We start from the raw sequence: 20,470 nt of genomic DNA on the forward strand, positions 1-20,470 counted from the left end.
TAACGTTTGGAAACGTCGTATCTAGTTTTGAGAGAACATAAAAAAATGATGAAAATCATTAAAAATTCTCTTGCAAAAAGCTTTAAAATATAATAAAATTTATCTTGTCCCAACAGGATAAATGATTTTGAGAGTGTTACATAAGTAACTAGGTCCAGTGATGATGGCAAAGAGGTCACACCCGTTCCCATACCGAACACGGAAGTTAAGCTCTTTAGCGCCGATGGTAGTTGGGGGTTTCCCCCTGTTAGAGTAGGACGTCGCTGGGCTAAAATCTCAAAATTCCAACTTAGTTGTGGATTTTCATTACATTATTCCACAGTAGCTCAGTGGTAGAGCTATCGGCTGTTAACCGATCGGTCGCAGGTTCGAGTCCTGCCTGTGGAGCCATTTTTACTTGCTTCCATAGCTCAGCAGGTAGAGTGCTTCCATGGTAAGGAAGAGGTCACCGGTTCGAGCCCGGTTGGAAGCTCCATATCATACTTACTTTTAAAACATACAGTTATGGCCCGTTGGTCAAGCGGTTAAGACACCGCCCTTTCACGGCGGTAACACGGGTTCGAATCCCGTACGGGTCACCATTTTTATAAATATTTGGAGGATTAGCTCAGCTGGGAGAGCACCTGCCTTACAAGCAGGGGGTCGGCGGTTCGAACCCGTCATCCTCCACCATTTTTTTTGCTTGCCGGTTTAGCTCAATTGGTAGAGCAACTGACTTGTAATCAGTAGGTTGGGGGTTCAAGTCCTCTAGCCGGCACCATGTTTACTTTCTTTGATAGTAGACACAGAGCACAACGAAGTGCTTGAAGAGTAACTCTCTTTTTTTATGTGGAGGGGTAGCGAAGTGGCTAAACGCGGCGGACTGTAAATCCGCTCCCTCCGGGTTCGGCGGTTCGAATCCGTCCCCCTCCACCATCTTATGTTTAACGATACAAAAGTTAGACGATACTAATAGAATATGCGGGTGTAGTTTAGTGGTAAAACAAGAGCCTTCCAAGCTCTGGTCGTGAGTTCGATTCTCATCACCCGCTCCATATTATTTCTTCGGGGCTTTAGCTCAGCTGGGAGAGCGCCTGCCTTGCACGCAGGAGGTCAGCGGTTCGATCCCGCTAAGCTCCACCATATACATAATCATTTCACTTCAGGCGATGCCTGAAGTTTTTTTATTGTTTAGAAGACTTTAAAATACTTCTCGTTTGATAGAGATATTAACTTTTTGGCTGCTAGTGTATAGTGTGATCACGTATACATGTGTCAGTTATGGAATAGGGTTAAGGGTATGTGCTTCATATTTATTGTGGAACTATGACGATTCGCCGATATAGGAACAAAACTCGCCGTATTATTTGCGAAATATCTTGATATTTTCTAGAATTAGCATCACAAATACCCCGAGTGGTATTTGTTTTAGCGGTCTATTTATCTACTCATGTAACGGAACCTCTAAATATACCCCATTTCAGTACTGATAAGTTAAACAGAGTTAAGAAAAACGGAAAGAAGATGGCTCGAAGCCATCTTCTTTTTTGTCCTTTCTTATCCGAAACCTTATAAATATGTAACTTAAGGTCGAAAGCGCTTTCTTTTTGGTATATCTATGCAACATTTTGTCCAGTTGAACCATGAAATCCCTTACAGCTACAATAGAGATAGATTTTCATGTTTTATGTGTTTTTCATAAGGGAGGAAGAAAAATGTTGAAAGATATTACAGTAATCGGAGTACCGATGGATTTAGGACAAATGCGCCGTGGTGTAGATATGGGACCGAGTGCGATTCGATATGCGGGTGTTGTTGAACGCCTTGAAAACCTGGATTATCGTGTTGAAGATTTTGGTGATATAGATATTGCTCGTCCAGAAAAACAAAGTATTGAAAACGAAGGTAACCTGAAAAATTTACAAGGTGTTATTGATGCGAGTGAAAAGCTGTCACAAACTGTATCAAATGTAATCTCCAACAAGAAGTTTCCACTCGTGCTTGGAGGAGACCATAGTATTGCGATTGGTACGTTAGCTGGGGTTTCTAAGCACTACGAGAATTTAGGAGTTATTTGGTACGATGCGCATGGAGATCTGAATACTGCCGATACTTCACCGAGTGGAAACATTCATGGGATGCCACTTGCGGTAAGCATTGGTATCGGTCATGAGAGACTTACAAACATTAGTGACTATAAACCAAAGATCAAACCTGAAAATATTGTAATCATTGGCGCGCGGTCCTTAGATGAAGGTGAACGTGAGCTGATAAAAGAAAGAGGAATCAAAGTATATACGATGCATGAAGTAGATCGTCTGGGGATGGCGAAGGTTATGGAAGAAACGATTGAATACTTAGCTCACACAGATGGTGTACACTTGAGTCTCGATTTAGATGGTCTTGATCCTCATGATGCACCTGGTGTTGGAACGCCTGTACTTGGAGGGATCAGCTACCGAGAGAGCCACTTGGCAATGGAGATGTTAGCTGAAGCGGAAGTTATAACATCTGCGGAATTTGTAGAGGTTAATCCAATTTTAGACGAAAAGAACAAAACAGCGACGGTGGCTGTAGCTTTAATGGGTTCTTTATTTGGAGAAAAGCTACTATAATAGACGAAGACAAAATAAAAACAGTTGCCTCTTTATAGATGCAACTGTTCTTTTTCATTTATGCGTTGGTATTGGTTAAGCAGGTGATCAATCTCTTGTGAGAGTTCAACTACTTCTTGTGCGATTAGTGGAAGATGTTTTGAAAGTTCATTCATTTGCTGTCTGGAGTGTTCGATCTGTTCGATTAATAAATCTCTATGCATACAAACTACCCCTTTCTGCCTCAGCATAATATTTTATATGATTAATATTCCCAGGTCTGATTTATTTAAAACGCATTATTTAGAAAAAAATACCTTTTTATTTCGTCAAATTCTGCAACATGATAAAATAAAATAATATGAAAAGATTTGAAACTTATGAAATGCTGGTACGTAAATAAAATCCGAGTGGTGATAAAATAATGGACGCCTTAATAGCGAATATGGTGACCCAAGTTAAAAAAGGGGACCAAGAAGCGTTTGAAGGCATTGTTGACCTTTTTAAAGATAAAATATACCGGCATTGTTTCCGGATGGTCGGCAATGGACATGAAGCAGAAGATTTAGCACAAGAAACTTTTTTACGAGCTTACCGTAATATAAGTAAGTACAATAGTGAATACAAATTTTCAACCTGGATTTTTCGTATCGCTACAAATCTTTGTATCGACAGGTTAAGGAAAAAGAAGCCAGATTATTATTTAGATGCAGAAGTACCAGGGACAGATGGTGCTACCATGTATAGCCAGCTTTCGAGTGAGGAGCCTTTACCTGAAGAAGTAGTTACAGAGAACGAAGAGTGGAATGAACTTCAGTCAGAAATCATGAAGCTTCCTGAAAAATACAGGACCGCAATTCTTTTAAAATACGTTGAGGATCTATCGTTAGAAGAGATCAGCAAGATTATGGACATACCTGTTCCAACAGTAAAAACTCGTATACATCGAGGACGGGAAGCATTAAAGAAAGTATTTCAAATGGTTGTAAAAACGAGGTGATAATAATGCATTGTGAAGTTTCCGTATATGATGAATTAATGAATAAAGTGCTTGATGGTGATGCAACAAAAGAAGAGGAATTAGACTTTCACAATCATCTTAAAGATTGTGAGAACTGTAGGGAAGAGTTTGAGCTGCTGACTGCGACATTGAAGGATTTGCAGCTGCAATCTCATATGAAGGCACCAGAAGGCTTTACAGAGGCTGTGATGGCTAAATTGCCTAAAGAGAGGCAACAGGTAAAATGGATGCGCTGGATGAAGAGTCATCCTGCTCTAACAGCTGCGGCGATCTTTATGTTTTTTATGGCTGCATCCGTGTTTACGAGTTACAATCAGCAAGATTTAGCAGTTGTAAAAGGTGAAGGAAACCTGCAGATCAAAAAGTCAGAACGCGTAGTAGTCGTTCCTGCTGGAGAAACTATTAAAGGCGATCTAGTTGTAGAGAATGCTGATGTTCGAATAGAAGGCAGAGTAGAAGGTGACGTTACGGTCATAAAAGGTGATCAATATCTTGCATCTGCAGGGGAAGTAACGGGTCACAGTCAGGAAATCGGCCAAGTGGTCGAATGGGTATGGTATAAGTTGAAATCTTTAGTTAGTACAAATGATGAAGCAATGAATGATACTCATATAGAAAGCCGTTCTCATACGGCTTTTTTTCATGTGCAAATCGTATAAATGGCAATCATCATCCAACCATCATGAGTAAAACATGTGAATGTCATGCCAAGTTTTCTTTACATTGAGGTATGCTATAATAAATGGGTTAAAAATTTTTTCTTGGTAGTGTTTGAAGAAATAGCATTTCATTATAGCAATAACCTGTTTAGCACCACTAAATACTTCAACTTGGAAGACAAACTGGGTTGGGAGGGAATTTATGTTACCAATCGCTGATTTTAATATATTTAATTACATTACACAGATCATAGATATTTTATTAGTGACGTATGTGATCTATAAGCTGATCATGCTGATCAGAGGAACAAAAGCTGTTCAATTGTTAAAAGGGATCACCGTAATCATTGTAGTATGGTTCCTGAGTAGTTCGTTCGATCTTAGAACGATGTCATGGCTGATGGATAAAGTGATTACATACGGGCTTCTTGCTATCATTATCATTTTCCAGCCAGAGTTAAGACGGGCGTTAGAACAGCTTGGTCGTGGGAAGTTCTTTTCTCGTACAGGATTACCTGAAGAGGAAGAAACGGAAAAAGCCATTGCCGCGATCTGTAAGTCAACGAACTATATGTCTAAGCGACGTATAGGTGCGATCATGTCGATCGAGCGCGAAACGGGATTGAGTGAGTATGTGGAAACTGGCATTCCGATTAAAGCGCATCTATCATCAGAACTACTGACGAATATCTTTGTACCGAATACTCCATTACATGATGGAGCGGTCATCATTAAACAAAGTCAGATCTACGCGGCAGGTTGTTACTTACCTTTAACGGAAAGTCCGTTTGTTTCAAAAGAGCTTGGGACAAGACATAGAGCCGCACTAGGAATTAGTGAAGTTACAGATGCTGTAACGGTTATTGTTTCTGAGGAAACAGGTACGATCTCACTTACGAAAAATGGAGAGATCTATCGTAACCTGGACGAAGAGTCATTAAGAAATTTGTTAAACGCAGAATTGATTATTGCCAACAAGTCCACTTCCTCAACTCGCTGGAATTGGAGGGGAAAGAAAAATGGACAAACTCCTTAGTAGTTCATGGTTTGTAAAAATTATTGCTTTCCTTCTTGCCCTCATGATGTATACGATCGTAACGATGGAGACACAGGAAGAAGCAGCAAACAATTCGATATTCTCAAAAATGTACACTGAGAGTGAAACGATCGAGAACGTACAGATCAAACCATACTTTGATGATGATCAATATGTTCTTACTGATATGCCATCATCGGTTGATCTTACTTTAACGGGTTCTAGCCGTTTGATTACAAAAGCGACAAAAGTGGATAAAGAATTCGAAGTCTATATTGATCTAACCAATATGAAACCTGGCAACAAGCGGGTAAAAGTTCAAGTTCAAGGTCTGCCTGAAGGGGTAAAGGCTAAGATTAATCCCGACTATGTGGATGTCATCCTGCATAAAAAAGTAACAAAAGAAATGAATGTGAACGTGGACTTGAAGAATAAGAGAAAACTGCCTGAAGGATATACAGCGGGTGAGGTTGAGTTTTCACCGAGAACGGTCAATGTTACAGGTGCTGAGGGGATGATCGAACAGATCTCATTCATCACAGGATTTGTGGACGTAAGTGATGCAGATGAAACGATCCAAACCAAAGTTCCTCTGCGTGCGTACAATCAGCAAGGAGATATAATTGATGTTCAGATCAACCCTGGAGTAGCGGAGGTGTCTGTACCGATCAAGAAGCCTAAGAAAACGGTACCGATATCTATCGAAACGAAAGGCGAACTAGAGGAGGGGCTTACCCTTCAATCGATCACATCTGATCCGAGCGAGATCACATTGACAGGTACAACAACTTCTTTAGATAAAATCGATTCATTTAAAGGAATAACGATAGATTTAAGTGACATCAAAAAAGACACGACGCTGACCGTTGATGTTCCCGTACCAGACGGAATTGACGACGTTTCAATAAAAGAAGTGACAGTAGATGTAAACGTTGAAGAAACGGGTAATGAGGCTGAAACCGAAACAGAAGCAGGTACAGAAACAGAAGCAGAACAAGAAACCGATCAAGAGACGACAAAAACGTTCAGTGATGTTCCATTAACGCTGCTTGGAAGGGACGCCGACAAACAAGCAACGATACTAGATCCGGCAGATGGTGTTGTAGATGTAACAGTAAGAGGGAAAAAGAGTGTGCTTAATTCCCTTAAAAAGTCAGATCTGCAGGGAATCGTAGATGTGAGCTCACTTGATCAAGGAACGCATAAAGTGAAGATAGATTGGAAAAATCCAGGGGATGTTGATCTGACAGGTACAGTTCAGGAAGCCAGTGTGGAAATTCAAACAGAAACTAGCAGTCAATAGTTGAAGGAGAGAGCAATAATGGGAAAATATTTTGGTACCGACGGAGTTAGAGGAGTTGCAAATACAGAGCTTACGCCTGAACTAGCATTTAAATTAGGGCGCTTTGGAGGATATGTTCTTACAAAAAATACTGAAAGACCTAAAATCTTAATCGGGCGTGATACGCGTATTTCGGGACAGATGCTAGAGGGTGCTCTTGTAGCGGGACTTCTATCCATCGGTGCGGAAGTAATGCGTTTAGGCGTAATCTCTACTCCGGGAGTTGCTTTCTTAACAAAAGCTTTAGGCGCACAAGCAGGTGTTATGATTTCAGCGTCGCATAACCCAGTAGCAGATAACGGCATTAAATTCTTTGGAGCAGATGGCTTCAAGCTACTAGATGAGCAAGAAGCAGAAATCGAAGCCCTTTTGGATAATGAAACGGATGAACTTCCTCGTCCTGTAGGCGGCGACTTAGGTTCAGTCAGCGATTATTTTGAAGGCGGCCAAAAGTATATGCATTATCTGAAACAAACGGTTCCTGGAGATTTTTCTGGTCTTCATATCGCTTTAGATTGCGCGCACGGAGCTACATCATCACATGCACCACATCTGTTTGCTGATCTTGAAGCAGACATCTCAACGATGGGCACAAGTCCAAACGGCCTAAACATCAATGAAGGTGTAGGAAGTACACATCCTGAAAAGCTTGCTGAACTTGTAAAAGAAAAAGGATGCGACATGGGGCTAGCATTTGACGGTGACGGAGACCGTTTGATCGCGATCGATGAAAAAGGAAACATTGTCGATGGAGACCAAATCATGTTCATCTGTGCAAAGCACCTGAAAGAGCAAGGACGTTTGAAGCAAGATACAGTCGTTTCAACAGTAATGAGTAACTTAGGTTTCTATAAAGCTGTAGAAGCAAACGAGATGAAATCAGCACAAACAGCTGTAGGTGACCGTTATGTAATGGAAGAGATGCGTAAGAACGACTTTAATCTGGGTGGAGAACAGTCTGGTCACATCATCTTCTTAGATTACACAACAACAGGAGACGGACTTCTATCTGGCATTCAGCTTGCTGCCATTCTAAAAGCAACCGGAAAGCCATTATCAGAGCTTGCAGGTGAGATGGCAAAATTCCCGCAGCTTCTTATCAATGTGAAGGTTGCAGATAAGTCTAAACTAAACGGAAATGATGCGATTAAAGCCGCGATCGATAAAGTGGAAACTGAGCTTGAAGGAAACGGCAGAGTGCTAGTGCGTCCTTCTGGAACGGAGCCACTCGTGCGTGTAATGGTTGAAGCTCCAACAGAAGAACTCTGCCAAGAGCATGCAGATAAAATCGTAGAAGTAGTAAAGGCTGAGCTCGTTTAAATTAATAAGAAACTGTCCCTCATAAAATAAAAAAGGGCACGAAACATATGCATATGCGGCTCACAGAAAGAGCTGTGTATGCATATTTTTATTATTATGGAACATTATGTTTCAATTTTTTCTCAGTTTGGGAAAGAATAATAATTGACGGTTTTGAAAAACCCGTGTATGATTATTTTTGTTTACTTCAAATAAAAGGAAGGAGTTTACACTTAATCATTCATCCAAAGCGCCTGAACTGCTGACCGGGAAAAGAGCAGTTGACGAGGAAGAGGTTCATCGATATTTCGGCGGATGCCTCTCGGAACATCACTTCCGTAAGCTTTTGTTCAAACCAGGTAAGGTGACTTCCTGTACAAAGACGAAAGCAAGTGAAAAAAATAAAAATAGAGAACATAGGTGGGGTTGTGAGCCCCGCTCACGGCCCCCCTTATGAAAGCCGTCAGCAGAGTGTGATGGCTTTAAGGAGGACGTTTATTTATGTGTGGAATCGTTGGATATATTGGGAATAATGACGCGAAGGAAATTCTTTTACGCGGATTAGAAAAATTAGAATACCGCGGATATGACTCAGCTGGTATCGCTGTACTTAATGAAGACGGAGTTCATGTGTTTAAGGAAAAAGGACGTATTGCAAATCTGCGCGAAAACGTAGATCTTGGGGTAGATGCATCCGTTGGAATCGGACATACACGCTGGGCAACTCACGGAGTTCCAAGCCGAGTTAACTCTCATCCACACCAAAGTTCAACAGAGCGTTTTACACTTGTACACAACGGTGTAATCGAGAACTATGAACAGGTGAAGAAACAATACATCTCAGGTGTTGAATTGTTGTCTGAAACAGATACAGAAGTTATCGTTCAGCTAGTAGAATACTTTGTGAACGAAGGTATGGAAGTGGAAGAAGCATTCCGCCGTACATTGTCTGAGTTAAAAGGTTCTTATGCGATCGGACTAATCGACAACCAAAACCCTGAAACCATCTATGTTGGTAAGAACAAGAGCCCGTTATTGGTAGGTAAAGGTGAAGGCTTTAACGTTATTGCAAGTGACGCGATGGCAATGCTTTCTCAAACTGATCAATACGTTGAATTAATGGATAAAGAAATCGTAATCGTGACAAGTGACAGCTATACGATCAAGACTCTTGACGGTACAGTTGTTGAGCGCGCACCTTATACAGCTGAATTAGATGCAAGCGACATCGAAAAAGGCACGTATCCTCATTTCATGTTAAAAGAAATAGATGAGCAGCCTTTCGTAATGCGTAACATCATCAATCAATACCAAAATGAAAATGGCGATCTTAAGCTGGATGATGATATCCGTGCCGCGATGAAAGAAGCGGACCGTGTTTATATCATCGCTTGCGGAACGAGCTACCACGCTGGTCTAGTTGGGAAACAGCTGATCGAAAACATCGCTAACATTCCTGTTGAAGCACACATCGCGAGTGAGTTTGTTTACAACATGCCGCTTTTATCACAAAAGCCGTTGTTCATCTTCATCTCACAATCCGGTGAGACTGCAGACAGCCGTGCCGTGTTGGTTGAAGTGAAGAGACTTGGACACAAAGCATTAACAATCACGAACGTTCCAGGATCTACACTTTCTCGTGAAGCAAACTACACGCTTAACTTGTATGCTGGTCCTGAGATCGCAGTAGCATCAACGAAAGCATACACAGCTCAAATTGCAGTACTAGCAATACTAGCTGTTGACTCTGCTCGTGCAAAAGGCATCGAGTTAGACTTCAATCCGCTACAAGAGCTTGCAATTGTTGCAAACGCGATGGAAGTACTTTGTGACCAAAAAGAAGAGATGGAGAAGATCGCACGCGAGTTCTTAGCTGTAACTCGTAACGCATTCTTCATCGGGCGTGCTGCTGACTTCTACGTATGTTTAGAAGCTGCACTAAAATTAAAAGAAATCTCTTACATCCAAGCAGAAGGTTTTGCTGGAGGAGAATTAAAGCACGGTACGATTGCATTGATCGAAGACGGAACACCAGTTATCGCGCTTGCAACACAAGAGCATGTTAACTTAAGCATCCGTGGTAACGTGAAAGAAGTAGCGGCACGTGGAGCATACACATGTGTGATCTCTATGGATGGTCTGCAAGAAGAAGGCGACCGTGTTGTTCTTCCGAAGATCCACCCATACTTGACGCCGTTAGTATCTGTACTTCCGATGCAGCTGATCTCTTACTACGCAGCGCTTCACCGCGACTGTGACGTAGATAAGCCGCGTAACCTTGCGAAGTCAGTAACAGTAGAATAGATCATTTAATAGCACAAAAACCTCCTGTAGTGATACGGGAGGTTTTTTCATGCTTAAAAAAGTCTGTTTTCGTAAACTTTGTTGTTTTTGGGAGTGTAAAGCAACCACTTTCAAAGATCATACAACGGTGCAGTCATTTTAAATTGTAAGAAAACCCATTATTCTGTATAATTGAGAATGGATTTCAATTAGTGCTATTTCAATTAAAACAGAAAAGGAGGTCTATACGTGTTAGCTCGCTTTTTTGCTTATTATAGACCCTATAAGTGGTTGTTCATACTTGATTTTTCATGTGCCATTCTTGTTGGAATTTTGGAATTGGCCTTTCCGTTAGCTGTAAACCAAGTGATCGATAAACTTCTTCCTGATGGAAACTGGGAAGTTATCTCTTTAGCTTGTCTAGGTTTGTTGCTCGTCTATCTTTTAAATACGTTTCTTCATTTTGTTGTCACGTACTGGGGGCACAAGCTTGGGATCAATATTGAAACAGATATGCGTCAGCAGCTGTTCACTCATATGCAGAAACTCTCGTTCGGCTATTATGATAACAATAAGACCGGTCATAGTATTTCTCGTCTTACGAAAGACTTAGAAGAGATCGGAGAAGTTGCTCACCACGGGCCAGAAGATGTGTTTGTGGCCATTATGACATTGATCGGATCGTTCGGCCTCATGTTAACGATCAATTGGAAGCTCGCTGTTTTGTCTTTTATCGTTATCCCTATATTGATCATTCTAGCGATTTACTTTAATAAAAAAATGACGATCACGTTTAGAAAGATGTTTCAAGATGTAGCGGAGATCAATGCAAGAGTAGAGGACAGCATCGGTGGAATCCGGGTTGTTCAAGCATTTGCGAACGAAAAATATGAACAGGAAAAGTTTAGAGAAAACAATAAGAAGTATCGACTTACAAAGCTTCAATCCTATAAGATCATGGCTCAGAACGTTATGTCCAACTATGTATTAATGAGGTTAGTTACGCTTTTCACCTTATTGTTTGGGACGTATTTTGTTATCTCAGGTGAGCTAACGTATGGGCAGTTTGTTGCCTTTATTCTCTTATCAAACATTTTAATCGGACCGATTCAAAAAATAAACGCTGTGATTGAAAGCTATCCGAAAGGAATAGCTGGTTTTAAGCGGTTTGTAGAAATCATGGACACTGAACCAGATATAGCAGATTCAGAAGATGCTATTGAAGTCGATTTAAAAGGAGCGATTCGTTATCAGGGTGTGACGTTTGGTTATGAAGGTCATAGATCAGTTTTGAATAATATCGATCTATCCATTCGCTCTGGTGAGACTGTCGCGTTTGTCGGACCATCTGGCGCAGGGAAGACAACGCTATGCAGTCTGCTGCCTCGTTTTTATGATGTGCAAAATGGATCCATTACAATAGACGGGATCAACATCCAAGAGATGAAGCTACAATCGTTACGAAAACAAATCGGTATCGTGCAGCAAGATGTTTTTCTCTTTTCAGGTACGATCAAAGAAAATATTGCTTACGGTGACCTAAACGCGACCGATGCTGAAATTATGGAAGCTGCGAAGAGAGCTCGATTGGATGACTTTATTAAAGATCAGCCAGAAGGACTTCAGGCAGTGATCGGCGAAAGAGGAGTCAAGCTTTCGGGAGGTCAGAAACAGAGACTAGCCATTGCTCGTATGTTCTTGAAAAACCCGCCGATCTTGATTCTTGACGAAGCTACATCTGCATTAGATACGGAAACGGAAGTTGCGATTCAAAAAGCATTAGAAGAATTAACAGAAGGAAGAACGACACTCGTAATTGCACATCGACTTGCAACGATAAAAAATGCGGATCGAATAATGGTCGTGACGAATGAAGGAATTGCAGAACAAGGAAACCATCACGATCTGTTAGCATCAAAAGGAATCTATAGCCGTTTACATGCAGCGCAATTTGGATGAGTGGATTACTCCATTCATACGAGTCCCCTTTTCACATAGAGAAGGGGGCTTTTTTATACGATAAGAAAGTATTAGTCCTATAAAAGGAATAAAAGAGATGCTTGAGGAAGAATAAAGGAATATAAAAAAAGAATTGACCATGTGGTGCACAACACGGTTTATGATGAAATAGCAGGCGGTGAATGATACATGTATCGAGTAAGTGAGTTTTCTGAAATGACAGGATTGAGCAAAGAGACCCTTAGATATTATGCAGAAGTGAAGTTATTAGAGCCTGTCTATGTCGATCCTAAGAATAAGTATCGATACTACGATAACGGATCTTACTTAATTGCAATGATCTTAGCTCGTTTGAGAACCTTTAACTTCACCATCCAAGAGATGCTTTCTGTTATTGAAGATGAATCCTTCGAGAATCTAGAGCACATATTAAACGAAAAAAAGAGAAATATTCAACAAAAGATAGATGAACTATACGGCACGATAGATGAGATCGATCAATTTTTATTATGGGGAAAGGAAGAGGATGAAAAATGCTAACGTGGAAAGAAGAGAGAACGATACCAGTAAACATTGAAAGAGTTTGGGTGCTTTTTTCTGATGAGAATATTCAAAGGATCATGCCGAACGTTGTAGAGCATACACCGATTGAGAAGAAAGAGGGTGTGGTGGGTACTACGTACAAGCAGTCCTATAAAGAAGGACGCAGGGTAGAAACGTATATCGTAGAAACGTTGGCATACGAAGATACTGTTAATCGTAAGCATCTGGAAATCGGCTTTAGCTTGGCAAAAGCATTTGAGATTCAAACAGCGTTCACTCTTATTAAAATGGATGAAAATACGACTCAGTTTGTTTATGAAGGTTCAAATAAAGGCATCAACTTTTTAGGGAAAGTGATGTTAAAAATTGCTGGAGACAAAAACAACAATAAAGTCGTTCATGATTTTATGGAGACCGTTGAAAGAGAAAGCCTAACAAATGCGACAGTGTAAAAACTCTCTGTTTCATCTATGTATAACATGATGTTTTATTTTCCATCCTAAAAGGTAGATATAATAGAGCCAAACTTTAAGGAGTGGATGACATGGATAAAGAACAGATGAAAAATAAAGTATTTGAAGTAGTAGACAAAAAACAGACAGGTGTGCTGGCAACGGTAAAGAAAAACAAGCCACATTCTCGCTATATGACCTTCTTCCACGACGAACTCACATTTTACACGCCAACAAGTATCGAGACACATAAAGCGGACGAAATTCAAGATAATCCAAATGTTCACGTACTAGTCGGCTATGATGGAGAAGGATACAACGATCCTTACCTTGAAATCGAAGGAACAGCTACAATTCGAGATGATCAAGGGTTAAAGGAAAAGTTTTGGAACGATCAAATGAAACATTATTTTGAAGGTCCGAATGATCCTAACTATATCTTGCTTGAAATCAAACCAAGCTTGATCCGACTTATGAATGACGGTGAACACGAACCACAAACATTAGAATTATAAAAATAAAGGCCTCTCTTTTGAATAAAAGAGGGGCCTTTGTACGTCTAAATTCTTAAAGAAAGACATTTGTAATAAAAAGGGGGATTAGTTTGAAAAAATGGAGGGCTTTATTTATTGCAGGTGTTCTTCTTACGGGGTGCTCTGAAAAAGAAGCTGAAAAGGAGTCGAAGTTCACGATTAAAGATGCGATCAAAAAAGATCATGTGGTCATTCAAAATCTTTCCGAAAAGGAAACTGAACTTATGACAGGAGCGACTAAAACCGAGCATCTTGTTCCAATGTTCACCTTTTTAGATGATGTAAAAGCAGACAAAGAAAGCAAGCTGCAGATAACGGTCTTTTCTAAAAAAGGTGAATCGACAACGAGTGAATTGCACTATATGAATAAAGATAAAACGATTTTCAGGAACAACAACAAGACATTCGGTATGCCAACTGGTGAGATTGAATGTAGCTATATTTTGGATTCCCCTCAAAACTTGATGGTAGATGGATGTACAACAGAAGTTTCTACACTATTAGTCGCACTATTCAGTCCAAGAGATTTTAATCTAGCAAAAGCGGACTATAAAAGTCAGGAATAGGGGTTTATCATGCCGTATATTTTAAAAGATAGTTTTCTATCAATGGTTCTTTCTGTCGTTGGAATTATTCTATTAGGATCTGTTCCCTATATGTTCAGTGGGATGACATTCAACACTAGCGGTTATTTGGATGGAATAACTGAAATGTTTAGAGTCATGCTGAACCCTGAAGAGATCATGTACTTTGCAGAAAGTGGTCCATACCCGCTCTTTCCAAGCATGTGGGGAATCTATGGATACTCGGTTACCATTCTGTTTGCTGCATTCTTTATAGCGATTATCGTAGCATTATTGTTTGCTCTATTCATATTCATGCTTCCATCGGGCTTAAAGAATAGAATAAGAGTATTTTCTTTTGTTTTTGAATCGATTCCAGATGTATTAATCGCGATTGGTATACAGTTTTTTATCGTATGGTTCTTTAAGAAAACGAACATCTTATTATTTCAGATTGTATCTCTGTACGATCAGAAGACGTATTTTGTTCCAATTTTATGCTTAACCATTTTGCCGACCTTTCTTATTTTGCGGATTCTATTATTAAACATAGAAGAAGAGTATGGAAAGCTTTACGTAGATACGGCAAGAAGTAAAGGAATGGGCCGCTTTCGAATCTTATGGCGCCATGTTCTTCCAAATACGTTGCTAAGTGTATTTCACCAGTCACGAAATATATTATGGTTTATGCTATCCAACCTGCTGATGATCGAATTTTTGTTTAATATTTATGGCATTACATCACTTATCAGGACTAGTGGAAATCCGGCAGTCTTTACGATCTCCATGCTGCTGCTATTTGTTCCGATGTTTCTTTTTTTCACATTGTTACGAGTGATCACGTTTAAGTGGGTTGGTGAAAAATGATAAAAAATATATGGAAAGATCCTTTCTTTATTGTAGGATTCTTGTTTGTGTTTGGCCTTCTGATCGCTAGCTTCTATCATCAAATCGTGCTGGATAATGAAATTTATGAAGAACAGTATATACACGATGAAGAGGGAATGCCCAAAGAAAAGGCGCCTTTTGAACCGTCCAGTCTTTACTGGTTTGGCAGTGACCGGATGGGAGCTGATCTGTTCTCTCAGATTATATCTGGAGCCAAATACACGATTGGTATCGCGCTAGTCGTCAGCTTGCTTAGAGTCGGTCTATCATTCATCGGATCGTTTCTGTTGTGGAGAGCGGGAAGAGTGATGCCGTTTATAAAAGGATTATCTCAATCGTTCTATTACATTCCGTCAGCGTTGTTAATCTTTTTTATTGTAGGACCGATAATACAACTAGAAAACTTCACATTCTGGGAGAAAGCATTTTTTGAGATGCTACTTATCATAGCAATCGCTGTTCCGAACACGTCTATTTTAATAAAAGAAGAGATTAACTTGATCGAAAAAGAAGAGTTTATTACAAGCGCTAAATTAATGGGGGGTTCAAGAGTAAGAATTCTATCAAAACACATACTGCCCCATCTATGGCCAAAGTTGTTATTAATCTATGTACAACAAGTGATTGCTGTCCTCCTTTTGTTAGCTCACCTAGGAATATTAGGCGTATTCTTTGGAGGAACAACGATGAGGGAATTTACAAACGAATATGAAATACCAGCATCAGACTCCAATGAATGGTCAGGGCTGATAGGAGGGTATTATTATCAGCTTCGTTTAGCACCATGGCTCGTGTTCTTTCCAGTGTTCAGTTTTGCCGCTGTCATATTAGCATTTAATTTTATGGGAGAGGGCATCAAACGGTCAGTGAACAAGCTGCCTATCCCCAAAAAGGTGAAAAGCAGGGGTGAACGAAAGCCAAACATTAGCTTGGTAGAAAGAAAGTCATTTGTATTTTTATCACAAAAGAAGACAGGTTGAACCAGCACATGATTCCAAATTAAAAAGGCAAAGAGCATAGACTCTTGCCTTTTTAACGAATTACTATCTCAACGTCGCACCGATGATGATGAGAAGGATAAATAGCACGACAATTAAAGCGAAAACTCCGCTTCCGCCGCCGTAACCACCATAGCCATAACCACATGGAGTGCAGGAACCATATCCGTAACCTGGATAGCCCCAGTTACGTTGTTGTTTTTGTCTTTTTCCAAACATGCTGTAAGTCCTCCTTCTTTCTTGTGCCTTATGCTTTCATCTTAGTGTATGTCCCAGAAGAAGGAGTGACATGGACAAAATCCTATTAAAGTGAAAAAGTTTAATGAAATGCTAGGAGGACATGTTAATGAGTGAAGTGATTAAGCAGTATAGCAGTTTAGTGAATTCGCTCGATGAACTTAGAAGAATGCCTGAAGAATATTGGTTAGAGCCTATTCATGAAGGTAAGTGGTCTACAGGTGAAATCATCGCCCATCTAAAAGCGTGGGATGTCTTTGTTTGGGATGAAAGACTTTCTTATTTTTTAAAGAAATTGAACACTCCGCCAAAAAAAGGGGATGTAGAAGAAATAAACCGAAATGCTGCCCATGAAGCTAAATCGGGTATCTCTAAGAATGCTTTAATTGATGAAGTGATTGAATGCAGACTCGTTTTAGCTAGGAAACTTCAAGAAGTGCCGACTGCTATATGGGAAGAGAAAATCCAAATGAGTCATTCATGGGTTACATTATGTGAATATATCAAGGGATTGGTTGAACACGACAATCATCACAAACAGCAGATTGAAAAATTCCTTTTGAACAAAGGGATTGAACTATCCAAACAAGAAGTGTAAACAAGTAGGAAATAAAGTCGAATTTCCCCGGAAATTATCTTAGGAAATAATGGTAAACTTTAAAAGAGCTTCTATCAAGACAGAAGTTCTTTTTTTCGTTAACATAAAAGAAAAACGAATTAAAGAGGACCTATGGATACAGTAACTCACACATTGTTTGGTTTAACGTTGTATGGCGCTGCGAATAAAATGAATATGGACAAGTCACACAAGAGGGCTTTGTTGTTTACGACAGTGGTCGGCAGTCAGATCCCTGATATAGATGTGGTCGTAAACCTTACAGAAACGGGCCGCATCATGCAGCAAATGTGGCATAGAGGATTAACACACTCTTTTTTCCTCGTACCTGTTTGGGGTATTATCATCTATCTTCTTAGCAGGCTTTTATTTAAAGTGAAGGATCGAAGGCTTTTCTACTGGGCGCTTTTGGCCGTGTTTATTCATAATACGAGCGATCTCTTTAACACGTGGGGAACAGGGTATCTAGAGCCTTTTTCAAGCTATCGAGTCACATTTGGTACGATTCCAATCGTTGATTTTGTATATTGGTTCTTGATGCTTGCTGGTTTTATCGTTTCAAGAAAAAAAGAGCCATCCGATCGTTTCAAAGTTTTTCGCGTGGTATGGATTTTGATGGTTGCACATGTTGCGATCCAATCTCTCCAAGGCTATGTGGTCTATAACGAAGCAAAAGAAAAGTATGATGAGGTAGCATTAGCAGCTGGCTTTGTTCCTACTCAGTTTCAAGTGATCGGGAAAAAAGATAGTGAAGTAGAAATTATAAAAGATAGCATTTTTATTGAGCCTGAGATCGAGCATCGATTGGTTTCCAGCGATGAAGCGGATCTAGAGCCGCTGTTTGAAGAGAATCCACGAGCAAAAACACTTTATGATTGGTCTCCATTCGTTGTCGTGGTTGAAGAAGAGGAAAAACTCGGAATCTATGATCCTCGTTTTTATCGTAACGGAGAATCCTTTTTGTATGAGTTTATAGAAAAGTAACCCGCTAAAAGTAGCGGGTTACTTTTTTTACTACTGTGTAGTTGTTGTGCCGGTTGTACCAGCACCAGCTCCTGTTCCCGTACCTGTTCCCGTACCTTCACCATCGTCCGCTGGTGGTGGATCGGTTGGTGGCGGGTCTGTTGTAGGAGGCGGTTCCGTTGGAGGTGGATCTGGCACTGTCGGTGGATCCTCAGGTTCAGGATCTGTTCCAGGATCATCCGGGTTGTCATCTTGTGGTGGTGGCGGATCGGCCTCATCTTCTGGTTTTGTTGGAGGAGGCTCTGTTTGTTTTTCGTCTTCTTTCTTTTTCTCTTCTTCCTTAACCTTGTCTGAATCTTTCTTTTCGTCTTTATTTTTATCTTCATCATTCTTGTTACTCTTCGCTCGTTCTTTCTTACCTGCTTTTTTGGTCTTAACCGGAGCAGTCATCTCTTTTAGTGATGTACCTTTTACGATCAATTCTTTTGTGACGTTAGAACCACTATTACTTTTCGTTACATAGCCGGTATCTTTATTAATATAGACTTCCTCAACCGACTTTGGCTTAGAAAATCCTGCAGTCTTTTTATCCTTTGAAACTTCTGAGACAATGGATTTAAAGATGTATTTGGCGATCTTTTGGTCTTCAGGTGTTAGGTAGCTCTGAGCTGTTGTTTTGTCATATCCCGTCCATACGGCTGCTGTATAGTTAGTTGTATAACCTGCGAACCAGGAGTCACTAGAGCCCTTCTCAATGTGATCAAGACCATCAGGCATATTCGTCGTTCCGGTCTTTCCTGCAACCTCTAACCCAGGGATAGCGGCAAGCGTTCCTGTTCCTCGGTTAACAACATCTTTTAGCATATCGGTAATCATATATGCCGTGTAATCATGCATGGCTGCAACAGGCTTAGATTCGTACTTCGTTTCATAACCATCCGGATACTTCACACTACGAAGAGTGGTCGGTTTATGATAGACGCCTTGGTTTCCGAATGCTGTATAAGCGCCTGCTAGTTCTAAAGGTGAGGGTCCTTTGCCAAATCCGCCAATCGCATAGGCGGGATGAGCCGTTTTAATGGGAATGCCTAGCTGTTTGGCAAAGCTTACAGCATCTTCTGAGCCAACTTCCATAAAGGTTTTGATCGCAGGAATGTTGTAGGAATGAACGAGTGCTTCTCTCATAGAAACATCTCCATGAAATTCATCATCCCAGTTTCCAGCTTCCCAACCGTCAATCTCTAGCTCCTCATCTTTAATCTGTTTATAGGTAGACCATTTAAACTTTTCTATAGCTGGACCATAATCCAAGATTGGCTTAATGGTCGAGCCCGGCTGGCGTGTAATATCAGTGGCGTAGTTAAAGCCTTTTTCAATGTTTTGGTCACCGCTTGTTCGGTTCCCGCCTAGTGCCCGAATCACACCTGTCTTTGTATCGAGCAGTGCGACACCGGCCTTAAATTTGTCATTTGGATAGTTCACATATTCTTCAGTCGATAACACTTTTTCGGTGTGAGTTTGAGCTTTTGGATCAAGTGTTGTATAAATCTTTAATCCGCCTTCATATATAGAACGTTCAGATACCCCTTTTTCTTTTAATTCTTTAATTACTTGTTGAATAAAGGCATCGTATTTTAATCGCTTTGCTTTTTCCTTTGAGAGGGAGTCTGTTACGGGTGTGTTAACAGCTTCTTCTTTTTGTTCTTTTGTGATTGCGCCATTTTTATACATGAGCTGCAGTACGGTGTTGCGTCTTTCTTCTGCCACTTTAGGGTGAAGAAAGGGGTCATAACTGCTCGGTCTTTGAGGCAGACCAGCTAAAAGAGCCGCTTCAGCAGGTGATAGCTCTTTCAGCGGTTTATTAAAATATGTCTTTGAAGCTGTTGCAACTCCATAAGCACCGCTTCCAAAGTAAATCTTATTGAGGTACATCTCTAAGATTTGATCCTTAGAGTATTTTTGTTCTAACTGAATAGCAAGGTAGGCTTCTTGCACTTTTCGTTCAAGAGTTTTTTCTGATGACAGGACAGAGTTTTTAACAACTTGCTGTGTGATCGTGCTTGCCCCTTCAGCACCGAATCCGTCTTGTACATTTGCAACGGCAGCTCCGGCAATTCGCTTCACATCAATTCCCATGTGATCCTTAAAGCGAACGTCTTCTGTCGAAATAAATGCTTGTTGTATGAGTTCTGGAATGTTATCGATCTTGACATATTCTCGTCGTTCAGAGCCTGTTACATATGTGATGAACTCATCGTTCATGTCATAGATCATCGATGATTGAGGATCTTTTAAGTCATCCGCTGTAAGATTTGGAGTACCGTTCACGTATGCATAGATTAAAGCACCTCCAAATGTCACGCTGGATAAGAAAAGAATTAATGTAACAATAGCCGTTCGCCGAATCCAGACTGAACGTTTTCTTTTCTGACGAAGTACAGACCTTTTCGCCACAGCACTCTTCCTTTCTCTAAGTTACTACTCCTGATTTACCCAATACTTGTA

19 protein-coding genes, 8 tRNA genes and 1 rRNA gene are annotated in these 20,470 nt (G+C 40.4%); 25 read left to right on the plus strand and 3 right to left on the minus strand.

Going from position 1 to position 20,470, the window contains the following annotated elements; genetic code table 11:
* Positions 1-153: 153 nt before the first annotated feature.
* The 10 genes from rrf to rocF all read left to right on the plus strand — a co-directional run bounded on the left by rrf (position 154) and on the right by rocF (position 2,594).
* A 5S ribosomal RNA gene (gene rrf / locus IHV10_RS21180) occupies positions 154-269 on the plus strand.
* Between the two features lie 46 nt (positions 270-315).
* Positions 316-390: transfer RNA gene (locus IHV10_RS21185), tRNA-Asn, on the plus strand.
* Positions 391-399: 9 nt separating this feature from the next.
* Positions 400-475, plus strand: a tRNA-Thr gene (locus IHV10_RS21190).
* Positions 476-506: 31 nt separating this feature from the next.
* Positions 507-581: transfer RNA gene (locus IHV10_RS21195), tRNA-Glu, on the plus strand.
* Between the two features lie 15 nt (positions 582-596).
* Positions 597-672 (plus strand) — tRNA-Val (locus tag IHV10_RS21200).
* Positions 673-684: 12 nt separating this feature from the next.
* Positions 685-760, plus strand: a tRNA-Thr gene (locus IHV10_RS21205).
* 70 nt (positions 761-830) lie between these two features.
* Positions 831-915: transfer RNA gene (locus tag IHV10_RS21210), tRNA-Tyr, on the plus strand.
* Between the two features lie 45 nt (positions 916-960).
* Positions 961-1,034, plus strand: a tRNA-Gly gene (locus IHV10_RS21215).
* A gap of 12 nt (positions 1,035-1,046) precedes the next feature.
* A tRNA-Ala gene (locus IHV10_RS21220) sits at positions 1,047-1,122 on the plus strand.
* 572 nt (positions 1,123-1,694) lie between these two features.
* Positions 1,695-2,594, plus strand: a complete 900-nt coding sequence (rocF, locus tag IHV10_RS21225) for an arginase (RefSeq protein WP_197134243.1) — start codon at positions 1,695-1,697, stop codon at positions 2,592-2,594.
* A gap of 32 nt (positions 2,595-2,626) precedes the next feature.
* Here rocF and IHV10_RS21230 read toward each other — a convergent pair whose 3' ends face one another.
* Positions 2,627-2,797, minus strand: a complete 171-nt coding sequence (locus IHV10_RS21230; RefSeq protein WP_171005666.1) for an aspartyl-phosphate phosphatase Spo0E family protein — start codon at positions 2,795-2,797, stop codon at positions 2,627-2,629.
* A 200-nt stretch (positions 2,798-2,997) separates the two neighbouring features.
* Here IHV10_RS21230 and sigW point away from each other — a divergent pair, with 200 nt between their 5' ends.
* The 13 genes from sigW (at position 2,998) to IHV10_RS21295 (ending at position 16,131) form a co-directional block, all read left to right on the plus strand.
* On the plus strand, positions 2,998-3,573 hold the full coding sequence (gene sigW, locus IHV10_RS21235; RefSeq protein WP_197134246.1) for an RNA polymerase sigma factor SigW: 576 nt from the start codon (positions 2,998-3,000) through the stop codon (positions 3,571-3,573).
* Positions 3,574-3,578: 5 nt separating this feature from the next.
* The gene (locus tag IHV10_RS21240) at positions 3,579-4,253 is read left to right on the plus strand and encodes an anti-sigma factor family protein (RefSeq protein WP_197134250.1); all 675 of its coding nucleotides are present in this window, start codon (positions 3,579-3,581) and stop codon (positions 4,251-4,253) included.
* A gap of 202 nt (positions 4,254-4,455) precedes the next feature.
* Complete coding sequence (cdaA, locus tag IHV10_RS21245; RefSeq protein WP_197134253.1) at positions 4,456-5,289, plus strand: diadenylate cyclase CdaA; 834 nt, start codon at positions 4,456-4,458, stop codon at positions 5,287-5,289.
* The gene (locus IHV10_RS21250) at positions 5,273-6,592 is read left to right on the plus strand and encodes a CdaR family protein (RefSeq protein WP_197134256.1); all 1,320 of its coding nucleotides are present in this window, start codon (positions 5,273-5,275) and stop codon (positions 6,590-6,592) included. The genes cdaA and IHV10_RS21250 overlap by 17 nt, the downstream gene beginning before the upstream one ends.
* A gap of 18 nt (positions 6,593-6,610) precedes the next feature.
* Positions 6,611-7,951 carry a phosphoglucosamine mutase gene (gene glmM, locus IHV10_RS21255; protein WP_197134260.1) on the plus strand — a complete coding sequence of 447 codons (1,341 nt, stop codon included), beginning with the start codon at positions 6,611-6,613 and terminating at the stop codon, positions 7,949-7,951.
* Positions 7,952-8,431: 480 nt separating this feature from the next.
* A complete protein-coding gene (gene glmS / locus IHV10_RS21260; protein WP_197134263.1) occupies positions 8,432-10,234 on the plus strand; it encodes a glutamine--fructose-6-phosphate transaminase (isomerizing) in 1,803 nt (600 codons plus the stop codon).
* A 228-nt stretch (positions 10,235-10,462) separates the two neighbouring features.
* Complete coding sequence (locus IHV10_RS21265; protein WP_197134266.1) at positions 10,463-12,172, plus strand: ABC transporter ATP-binding protein; 1,710 nt, start codon at positions 10,463-10,465, stop codon at positions 12,170-12,172.
* Between the two features lie 189 nt (positions 12,173-12,361).
* Positions 12,362-12,712 (plus strand): MerR family transcriptional regulator, encoded by a 351-nt coding sequence (locus IHV10_RS21270; protein WP_197134269.1) that lies wholly within the window; start codon positions 12,362-12,364, stop codon positions 12,710-12,712.
* A complete protein-coding gene (locus tag IHV10_RS21275) occupies positions 12,706-13,167 on the plus strand; it encodes an SRPBCC family protein (protein ID WP_197134272.1) in 462 nt (153 codons plus the stop codon). The genes IHV10_RS21270 and IHV10_RS21275 overlap by 7 nt, the downstream gene beginning before the upstream one ends.
* A gap of 92 nt (positions 13,168-13,259) precedes the next feature.
* Complete coding sequence (locus IHV10_RS21280) at positions 13,260-13,682, plus strand: pyridoxamine 5'-phosphate oxidase family protein (protein ID WP_153236608.1); 423 nt, start codon at positions 13,260-13,262, stop codon at positions 13,680-13,682.
* An 89-nt stretch (positions 13,683-13,771) separates the two neighbouring features.
* Positions 13,772-14,266 carry a hypothetical protein gene (locus IHV10_RS21285; RefSeq protein WP_197134275.1) on the plus strand — a complete coding sequence of 165 codons (495 nt, stop codon included), beginning with the start codon at positions 13,772-13,774 and terminating at the stop codon, positions 14,264-14,266.
* 9 nt (positions 14,267-14,275) lie between these two features.
* Positions 14,276-15,130, plus strand: coding sequence for an ABC transporter permease subunit (locus tag IHV10_RS21290; protein ID WP_197134278.1), 855 nt, complete (start codon positions 14,276-14,278; stop codon positions 15,128-15,130).
* Complete coding sequence (locus IHV10_RS21295) at positions 15,127-16,131, plus strand: ABC transporter permease (RefSeq protein ID WP_197134281.1); 1,005 nt, start codon at positions 15,127-15,129, stop codon at positions 16,129-16,131. The genes IHV10_RS21290 and IHV10_RS21295 overlap by 4 nt, the downstream gene beginning before the upstream one ends.
* A gap of 63 nt (positions 16,132-16,194) precedes the next feature.
* On the opposite strand, the gene IHV10_RS21300 is transcribed toward IHV10_RS21295, so the two are convergent.
* Positions 16,195-16,368, minus strand: coding sequence for a YjcZ family sporulation protein (locus IHV10_RS21300; protein WP_197134286.1), 174 nt, complete (start codon positions 16,366-16,368; stop codon positions 16,195-16,197).
* A gap of 127 nt (positions 16,369-16,495) precedes the next feature.
* Here IHV10_RS21300 and IHV10_RS21305 point away from each other — a divergent pair, with 127 nt between their 5' ends.
* A complete protein-coding gene (locus tag IHV10_RS21305) occupies positions 16,496-16,984 on the plus strand; it encodes a DinB family protein (protein ID WP_197134289.1) in 489 nt (162 codons plus the stop codon).
* Positions 16,985-17,116: 132 nt separating this feature from the next.
* A complete protein-coding gene (locus tag IHV10_RS21310) occupies positions 17,117-17,986 on the plus strand; it encodes a metal-dependent hydrolase (protein WP_197134293.1) in 870 nt (289 codons plus the stop codon).
* A gap of 30 nt (positions 17,987-18,016) precedes the next feature.
* Here IHV10_RS21310 and IHV10_RS21315 read toward each other — a convergent pair whose 3' ends face one another.
* Positions 18,017-20,419 (minus strand): transglycosylase domain-containing protein, encoded by a 2,403-nt coding sequence (locus IHV10_RS21315; RefSeq protein ID WP_197134295.1) that lies wholly within the window; start codon positions 20,417-20,419, stop codon positions 18,017-18,019.
* Between the last annotated feature and the right edge of the window lie 51 nt (positions 20,420-20,470).

The organism is Fictibacillus sp. 5RED26 (assembly GCF_015903895.1).
Taxonomy (GTDB): Bacteria; Bacillota; Bacilli; order Bacillales; family Fictibacillaceae; genus Fictibacillus; species Fictibacillus phosphorivorans.